The 8,627-nt window shown below is 43.8% G+C and carries 10 protein-coding genes and 1 pseudogene; 8 read left to right on the top strand and 3 right to left on the bottom strand.

Going from position 1 to position 8,627, the window contains the following annotated elements:
- The 5 genes and pseudogenes from O9295_RS21420 to O9295_RS21400 form a co-directional block, all read left to right on the top strand.
- Nucleotides 1-174, top strand: a pseudogene (locus O9295_RS21420) (RNA-guided endonuclease TnpB family protein); the annotation flags it as partial.
- Between the two features lie 18 nt (nt 175-192).
- Nucleotides 193-834 carry an ATP-dependent Clp endopeptidase proteolytic subunit ClpP gene (gene clpP, locus O9295_RS21415; RefSeq protein WP_223210720.1) on the top strand — a complete coding sequence of 214 codons (642 nt, stop codon included), beginning with the start codon at nt 193-195 and terminating at the stop codon, nt 832-834.
- Between the two features lie 211 nt (nt 835-1,045).
- On the top strand, nt 1,046-1,507 hold the full coding sequence (locus O9295_RS21410; RefSeq protein WP_288035188.1) for a hypothetical protein: 462 nt from the start codon (nt 1,046-1,048) through the stop codon (nt 1,505-1,507).
- A gap of 45 nt (nt 1,508-1,552) precedes the next feature.
- Complete coding sequence (gene tgt / locus O9295_RS21405) at nt 1,553-2,677, top strand: tRNA guanosine(34) transglycosylase Tgt (protein WP_147069690.1); 1,125 nt, start codon at nt 1,553-1,555, stop codon at nt 2,675-2,677.
- Between the two features lie 50 nt (nt 2,678-2,727).
- Nucleotides 2,728-2,865, top strand: coding sequence for a photosystem II reaction center protein K (locus tag O9295_RS21400; protein WP_008206475.1), 138 nt, complete (start codon nt 2,728-2,730; stop codon nt 2,863-2,865).
- 353 nt (nt 2,866-3,218) lie between these two features.
- Here the strand turns inward: O9295_RS21400 and hetL are convergent, their stop codons facing one another.
- The 3 genes from hetL to O9295_RS21385 all read right to left on the bottom strand — a co-directional run bounded on the left by hetL (nt 3,219) and on the right by O9295_RS21385 (nt 5,504).
- Entirely contained in the window at nt 3,219-3,881 is a 663-nt protein-coding gene (gene hetL / locus O9295_RS21395; protein WP_288035192.1) for a heterocyst differentiation pentapeptide repeat protein HetL, read from the bottom strand.
- 53 nt (nt 3,882-3,934) lie between these two features.
- Nucleotides 3,935-4,297, bottom strand: coding sequence for an ArsR/SmtB family transcription factor (locus tag O9295_RS21390; RefSeq protein WP_002758508.1), 363 nt, complete (start codon nt 4,295-4,297; stop codon nt 3,935-3,937).
- Nucleotides 4,298-4,493: 196 nt separating this feature from the next.
- A complete protein-coding gene (locus O9295_RS21385; RefSeq protein ID WP_288035184.1) occupies nt 4,494-5,504 on the bottom strand; it encodes a DUF6398 domain-containing protein in 1,011 nt (336 codons plus the stop codon).
- A gap of 135 nt (nt 5,505-5,639) precedes the next feature.
- Here O9295_RS21385 and gatA point away from each other — a divergent pair, with 135 nt between their 5' ends.
- From gatA to O9295_RS21370, 3 genes are all read left to right on the top strand, one after another.
- Nucleotides 5,640-7,091 (top strand): Asp-tRNA(Asn)/Glu-tRNA(Gln) amidotransferase subunit GatA, encoded by a 1,452-nt coding sequence (gene gatA, locus O9295_RS21380; protein WP_106909165.1) that lies wholly within the window; start codon nt 5,640-5,642, stop codon nt 7,089-7,091.
- A 652-nt stretch (nt 7,092-7,743) separates the two neighbouring features.
- Nucleotides 7,744-8,319 (top strand): DUF559 domain-containing protein, encoded by a 576-nt coding sequence (locus O9295_RS21375; protein ID WP_288035181.1) that lies wholly within the window; start codon nt 7,744-7,746, stop codon nt 8,317-8,319.
- A 138-nt stretch (nt 8,320-8,457) separates the two neighbouring features.
- Nucleotides 8,458-8,627 (top strand): DUF2887 domain-containing protein (locus O9295_RS21370; protein ID WP_353851884.1); only part of this gene is annotated, 170 nt, incomplete at its 3' end.

Raw genomic sequence — 8,627 nt, 5'->3', positions numbered from 1 at the left:
TATTTGGGAAATCATCTCAACGGTACTGTTGGGCAAACAGAAACCGACCCAAACGCCTTGGGAGAGTCCGGCCTCTGGATTTTCAGTGGAGACATTGAGAATCTAAGCTGTCTCGTTGAACAAGGAATTTCCGATAGTGATCTGGAAAGAATCCCCCGTCACAGCGTAGCTTGACGGTGGGAGTATGTCAAAATCAAAAAACTAACCGCAGCAGCAAGACAAGAAAGCGCAATGATTCCTACCGTTATTGAAACCACAGGCCGGGGCGAACGCGCCTTCGATATCTACTCCCGACTACTCCGGGAAAGAATCGTCTTTTTGGGACAAGAAGTAACCAGCGACCTAGCTAACCTAATCGTCGCCCAATTACTCTTTCTAGAAGCAGAAGACCCCGAAAAAGATATTTACTTGTATATCAACTCCCCCGGTGGTTCCGTTTCGGCCGGATTAGGGATTTTTGACACCATGAATCAAATCCGTCCCGATGTCAGCACCATTTGTATTGGTTTAGCTGCCAGTATGGGGGCTTTTCTCCTCAGTGCCGGCAAACCGGGCAAAAGAATGAGCCTACCCAACTCGCGGATCATGATTCACCAACCCCTCGGCGGCGCCCAAGGTCAGGCCACCGATATCGAAATTCAGGCCAAAGAAATTCTCTATCTCAAACAATTACTCAATGAACACCTAGCTAGTCATACGGGTAAACCTCTCGACCTCATCGCCGAGGATACGGAAAGGGATTTCTTTATGTCCGCCGAAGAAGCCCTAGACTATGGTTTAATCGATCAGGTGATCGATCGCAGTCCTTCCGCTTCTAACCCTCCCAGTAAATAGTTATGATTGGGTAGGCTCTGTCTACCCAGATTTTTGTAAATATTTAGTAAGCGGAAATTAATCATCGATCGTCGTTATTAATATTAAATAACAGTGAAAAGTTCTAGCGGATTGGGTTAAGATCGAGACGTAACCCGAAGAAAATTGCAACAGGAATCGGTAGAAACCCCCCGGTGGGTTATTAACGGAAATTTTTTTACTGGCAATCCCTATGAACTATCATCCACCCTCACAGCCCCTGCCCGCCCCCTGTATTATTGATTCTGGCGTGGTCATCGCTAAAGAAGATATGCGTCGTCTCCTCGATGGTCTCGGACGAGTTCGCTACATCCATAGTCTCGAAGGAGTGATTCAGAGTGAAGGGGAGGGATGGATAGTGGAAGTTTTCGCCGATTATCAGCAAAGCACCCTAGTTGCTAACTACAGTCTTTATCTCAATACCTATAGCTTCGATTGTCTGCGTTTAACCCGCTCTCCCGACGGTGAAACCTATTTTGATCTGATCCAAGACAATCGGCAATTACGGCTAATTCCCCTGAGTAATCCACTCCAAGACCCCGATATGAAAGCCCGTCTCAATGCCGATACCCTCGAAGCCATGGTTACTCAGGTACTTTCTGCTAAGTGGGATGTGCAGTTTGAAGACGAAGACGACAACGATTGCCCCTTTTAGGCAGCGAGCAAAAATACTGATAACTGATAACTGATAACTGAAACAGTGGGATTTTCCTTTGAATTAATCGCCAGGTGTCCCCAAACTGGTGCGCGGGTTGGGGTTTGGCATAGTCCCCACGGACCGGTAGAAACACCCCGTTTTATGCCCGTGGGAACTTTGGCCACGGTGAAAGGTTTGACCCCCGCTCAAATCGCCAGCACGGGGGCGCAAATGATTCTCGCTAATACCTATCACCTGCATCTGCAGCCTGGAGAAAGTATTATCGAGAAAGCGGGAGGTTTACACGAGTTTATGGCGTGGAATCAGCCAATATTAACAGATTCTGGTGGATTTCAGGTATTTAGCCTCAGTCAACTGCGGCAAATTAAAGAATCGGGAGTCACCTTTCGATCGCCCCGGGACGGTAGAATCATCGAAATTACGCCAGAAAAATCGATTCAGATTCAAAATGCCCTCGGTGCTGATGTGATTATGGCCTTCGATGAATGTCCCCCCACGGGAGTCAGTCATGAGACCATGAAAGCATCCATAGAACGCACCTATCGCTGGTTAGAGCGCTGTCTGAGGGCTCATCAACGACCCCAACAACAGGCTTTATTCGCCATCGTGCAGGGGGGAATTTATGAGGATTTACGGGCAGCGGCGGCGGAATCTTTAGTAAAACTCGATTTACCCGGTTATGCTATCGGTGGCGTGAGTGTGGGGGAAGAAACGAGCCTAATTCATCGCATTGTCCAGATAACTGCCCCTTTACTCCCCGAAAATAAACCCCGTTACCTGATGGGAGTGGGAACCTATCGAGAAATGGCCAAGGCGATCGCTAGTGGCATAGATCTGTTTGATTGCGTCATTCCCACCCGTTTTGGTCGCCATGGCACGGCTTTAGTGCGGGGAGAGCGTTGGAACCTCAAAAATGCCCGTTTTAAGGAGGATTTCGCCCCTTTAGACGAGACTTGTCCCTGCTACACCTGTCAACACTTTAGCCGTGCCTATCTGAATCATTTAATTAAATCGGGGGAAATGTTGGGTTATATTCTCTTATCTCTGCACAATATCGCCGAATTAATCAGATTTACCCGTGAAATTCGTCAATCTATCCTGGGGGGGACTTTTGCCCAAGATTTTGCCCCTTGGCTTGAGGATGCCGTAGATGTTACCCCAACGTGATAAAATTTCAGGAAACGTTTGAAAATTTTCTTGTCAAGGTAGATAGAGAGATGGAAACTGCACTTTTGTTGGCCAAATTGCCGGAAGCATACCAAATTTTCGACCCCTTAGTCGATGTCTTGCCCCTGATTCCCCTATTTTTCCTCTTGCTGGCCTTTGTTTGGCAAGCATCCGTCGGGTTTAAATAGGGTTTGCGGCAAAAAGCTTTTCGGTGGTGGCAGGGTGTGGGGTGTGGGGTGTGGGGTGTGGGGTTTTACCGATTTTGAGGTAGTCAGTTACCTAATTTTCAGGGAAAAAGTCCCAGAATTTTCCCCCCGATCCCCGCAATGGCTGGCACTTTTTGAGGGAAAAAAAGTCTAAAAGTCTTATCCAACAAGGTTTTTAGATTTATTCAGCAAGCCTTAAATAAATCGACCCTCAATTATCAGTTATCAGTGAGCAGTTATCAGTTATCAGTTATCGGATTTGAGTTTTAAGTGAAATGACATCTTTTCACTGATTACTGTTTACTGATCACTGTTTACTGAAAAAGCTTCCCAGATTAAAACAAAGTCCCAGTTAAATCAGCGCCGGTTAAGTCCACATCTTCTAAAATTGCCCCGCGCAAATCGGCATAACTGAGATCCGCACCCCGGAAACTGGCCCCGGTGAGATCGGTAATAAATCCGTCTCTTTCGGGACTAGCACGAAAATTAACCCGGCAAAGTCGGCAATCAGCGAAATTAGCTCGATATAACAGGGAGCCGCTCAGATTGGCATAGTTGAGATCGGCTCCGCAAAAGTTAGTTTTGCCTAAGTCCGTGCGTTGGTCGGAAGTGGAGCGAAAATCCGTATCGATTAATACGGCCTGCTGGAGATTAGCACTGTTGAGATTAACACCGTTTAAGACGGCTTTGGTTAAATAAGTGGCTTCTAAATTGGCTTCGATGAGATTAGCCCCGCTTAAGTCCGCATCTCGTAAACAAGCTCGATAAAAGTCCACTTGACTTAAATCTGCTCCCCAGAGAATCGCCTCACTTAAATCCGCTTCTCTCAGCAGCGATCGCGAAAGGCCTATCTTTCCTAACCGCGCCTGTCGCAGATCGGCACGGCAAAAATTGACTCCTGGGAGGGCAATATTAGTTAAGTCGCTTTCCCGCAAATTAATCCCCCGAAAATCTCTTTCTCCCTCCCGATAGCGTTGACAAAGTTCTTCTAGGAGCATGGAAATTTTGCACATAGCATAATTGAGGCAAAATGTCAAGGGTTTGGTAATTTTTATTTAGGGAGATGGAAAGTTGGCAGACTCTCGAATTCTCGGGCCCGTTGACGCATTTGCTGACTAATGCGATCGCAAACCACCTTACAGAGATCATAGATCACGGGGTCGGTAATTTGATAGTAAACGCTGACTCCTTGGGGTTGCCGCGAGATAATTCCCGCTTGGGTTAAAGCTTTCAGGTGTTTGGAGAGATTGGCCTGACCTAGTCCGGTAGCTTCGGCGATTTCTTTACCATTCATCGCGCCTAATTGCAAGCAACTGAGAATCTGTAGGCGACTGACTTCCGACAGGACTTTGAAATAGTCCGCCACCGAAGCGAGGACGACGCTAGAGGTTTGGGGGGAGAAACTGTCCAACATAGGTAGGTAATAAAGTGACCAGTTAAAAAGGCTGACAATAGGTGATCGTTTAAAACTTTATAACTATTGACTACTATAGTTTAACTGGAGAGGTAACTAGAGTCTAGTCTGCAAGCTCGATCGAGATTGGGTCATTCAGGAATCTATTGCTGCAAGAGTGCCTCCTAGCTCCACCAAAAGACTTTTTCAGCAAACCCTAACTATAACCGAGCATGGTAGTGATTAACTTCCGGACTGTAGTGCTAGGATGGTTCTCCAAATTGCTTGGTAAAGCCCATTCTGAGTCAAGATAGGACATCTTCAGTAAATCTCTCACTTGTTTTGATTTAGCTTGTCCTGTACTTTGAGCAACCCCAAAAGCCTGATAAAGTTCTTTGGCCGAAATGTGGGGATTTTGAGTAGGATCGAAGAGAAAATTGACCATTCCTAGGGCGTGAGTAATGCCAGCAGCCCAGGAATTAGCCTTACCTTTTTCTAGGGGAGAGGGACGCTTACGAGCTAAAGTTGCAGTTAATTGGCGAATAAGTTGGGCATATTCTTCATTAAGATATTGAGCGGCAAATTTATCGGTAATATCGATAATTTCTTGATATTTGGCCTGCATTGCCTTGGGAACATTTTCCGATTTAGAAACAGCTGGAAGCGTTTTTTTCAATATTGCTGCCGCTTGCTGTTTGGCGCGTTGTTCAGCATTATATTTTTCTTGAAAAGCTGTTAAACCCTCCTGACTGGTGATATCAAAACCCTGCTGATGCGCTTGTAACAAGAGATTTTTCATAAAACCGCCACTGTTGGGATCGTTCATCAGTTGACCAAAGCGATCGCCTAATTGCTCTAAATATTTAATAATAGCTTTAGCCTGAGTTAATTTATATTCTCGTCCCAAAAATTGCCAAAAACTAATTAATTCAGGGATAGCATCTTCCGTTTCCGTCGGATCGAGGATAGTAATTTTGCGTGGTAAAATCTTCTCCATTAAGATTTGCACATCAGCCTTAGTCATGGTAGCAAGGGTATAACCTTCATAGAGATAGCCCAACTCGACAAAGGTAGCAATCCAACCACCACCTTCTTCTTTTTCTTGATAATAGGACTCTCCCTCTGGCGAATTGATATATTCTTCGATCGCTCCAGTAATATAATCTTCTAATAAGGGTTCGGCTTCATCGTAGTCTAAATTATCTAATTGTCGGATATTAAAAGTCATAACTCTAGTTTTCCTCCCAGGCTTTCCCTTAATTTTAGGAGATTAGCTGACCGACAGCCAAACTGACGCTAAAATAGTCTTTGCTGTCCGGGGTTGTTGCTTGCTCCTGACGGTGGTTGTAACCGGTAACTGAACATGACTTCGATTCGTCAACTGCATCAACAACTCGTTAATAAAGAAAAAACAGCCGTCGAAATCGCTACAGAATTTCTCGCTCGCATCGAAGCGCTCGAACCACAAGTAAAAAGCTTTCTCCATTTAACCCCGGATTTAGCCCTCGCACAAGCCCGAAAAGTGGACGAGAAAATCGCCAGGGGTGAATCGCTGCATCTGTTAGCAGGTATTCCCATCGCATTAAAAGATAATCTCTGCACCAAGGGTATCCCCACCACCTGCGCTTCCCGGATTTTAGAGAATTTTGTCCCCCCCTACGAGTCCACCGTTACCCAAAAATTACGGGATTTAGGAGCAGTTATCGTCGGTAAAACCAATTTAGACGAGTTTGCTATGGGTAGTTCCACAGAAAACTCCGGTTATCACGTTACTGCTAATCCTTGGGACTTATCCCGGGTGCCTGGAGGCTCTTCAGGGGGTTCGGCTGCGGCTGTGGCCGCTCAAGAATGTGTGGTGGCCCTAGGATCGGATACGGGGGGATCAATTCGTCAACCGGCTTCATTTTGTGGCGTTGTCGGGCTAAAACCGACCTATGGCTTGGTTTCTCGCTTTGGTTTGGTGGCTTACGCTTCTTCTCTCGATCAGATCGGTCCCTTTGGTCGTACCGTAGAAGATGCGGCGATTTTATTACAAGCGATCGCAGGTTACGATCCCCAAGATTCTACCAGTCTCAATCTGCCGATTCCCGACTATAGCCAATTCCTGAAAACCAGTTTAAAAGGGTTAAAAATTGGCGTAATTAAGGAAACTTTCGGGGAAGGTTTGGATCAGGTCGTTGCTGAGGCAGTTAATCAAGCTTTAGCGCAGTTAAAGGCCCTCGGTGCCACAATTAAAGAGATTTCCTGTCCCCGTTTCCGTTACGGATTGCCCACCTACTACATTATCGCCCCCTCGGAGGCATCGGCGAATTTAGCCCGTTACGATGGGGTTAAATACGGTATTCGGGAAGATGCCGACAGTTTAATTGATATGTACACCAAGACTCGCGCTAAGGGTTTTGGTGCGGAAGTCAAGCGCCGGATTATGTTGGGAACCTACACCCTCTCGGCGGGTTATTATGATGCTTATTACCTGAAAGCACAAAAGGTGAGGACTTTGATCAAAGAGGATTTCGATCGAGCTTTTCAATCGGTAGATGTGTTAGTTTCTCCCACTTCACCGACCACAGCTTTTAAAGCCGGGGAAAAAACGGCGGATCCTCTGAGTATGTATTTATCGGATTTAATGACTATTCCCGTCAATTTAGCCGGTTTACCCGGGTTAAGTCTTCCCTGCGGTTTTGATGGGCAAGGTTTGCCAATTGGTTTACAATTAGTGGGTAATGTGCTGCGCGAAGATCAATTATTTCACGTCGCCCACGCCTACGAACAAGCCACCGATTGGCACAAACGTCAACCATCTTTTACAAATTGATACAATTGCCGGTGGCTATCTTTTGCCGATAGCCAAATAGTAGGGTGGGTTAGGCGATGACAAATGAGACAGTTAAGCAACTAATAAGGTATTCGCCATAACCCACCAATCTGTTGATTTTGATCCTAATGCTGAATTGCCAGAATTTGGTATTGTATGTATCGGTGATTTCTCGGAAAGTTGATGTGTCTCTATGAATATATATCTAGATTTATTAAAGAGTGAGTTTCGAGAATTTTGCTGCGTAAAATATAGATATTATATTGATCAAATAGATAGTTGGTTTACGGAGGCGGGATTTGATAAATACGAGCCTCGTGCATCTACGCGCCTAGATCAAGTGGATGGATACTACTCAAAGATTGATTGGGAAAATCAAAACGATATTCAGAAATTTCTGAAAGTAATTGAATCAATACTTTTATACAAAAGTTATAATATTAAGGAAGAGCATAAGCAAACTTTAAGATAAATTTGTGAAAAAAGTGGTTTTCAAGTTGATAGTAATGGCTACACAATTCATTTAACCAAAAAACTAGGACATCAAAATATCAAAAATATTATTTTTGCCTCTAATTCTTTTAAACCAGAAATTATTTTTTCAGATTCACTTAGCAATGATATTGAAATTACGAAGTATAAAGAATCCTGTTTGATCTATGATAAGCCGATTCAAAGTCATGGATTATCATGGATAGAGTTAATTGATTGGTGGAAAGAGTATAAAAAAATGATTAGCTGGTCAAATTCAGAAGCGGCAGCTCCTCTTTACAAACGACTTAAAGAATCCTTGCAAAATAATGGAGTAGAATCTAGATTTTTTGACACTTACTATAACAACGAGCAATTATGTCGTCGTTGGGGTGAAAATTCGCCCGCTCTACTGCCACAAGTTTATTTACATTATGATCCCTATACTATCAAAGAACTCAAAAGATATAACAATGGGAGAAGATTGATAAGACAACGTATGGATTTTTTATTATTATTGCCAAAATCAAAAAGAATTGTTATCGAGATTGATGGTAAACAACATTATGCTGAGGGAGAATATGCGAAGCCTCAGCTTTATGCAGAAATGGTAGCTGAAGATAGAAAGTTAAAATTGCTAGGTTATGAAGTTTATCGATTTGGAGCTTCTGAAATTATGCAAGAAAACTATGAGTCTATAGTGGTAGATTTTTTCCAAAAACTTTTTGATTTTTATGATATAAACCTTGATTTTTGAAGACTAAAAATAGGGTGCATTTCATGGTTCTTATAATTATAGCGTACAGTAGGATTACGGAAGGGTCATGCTTGGTGCTGAGTTTAATTGCCTTCCATATATTGAAGTAAAACTTTGTTGATGAGGGTTTGACAATTAATTATAGCACCAACCGCAAGAGCGATCGAGCAGGGAAAACAATTAATTCCACGGATTAGAGAAGAATTCCCTAATCTCAAACAACAGCAAGAACTTTTAGAATTGATAGAGACAATTTTGGTTTATAAGTTACCCCAAGTCAGTAGAAAGGAGATAGAAGCGATGTTTAG

It is taken from the genome of Microcystis sp. LE18-22.4A (assembly GCF_027531105.1).
GTDB lineage: Bacteria > Cyanobacteriota > Cyanobacteriia > Cyanobacteriales > Microcystaceae > Microcystis > Microcystis aeruginosa.
This window is presented reverse-complemented; position numbering and strand designations above follow the sequence as displayed.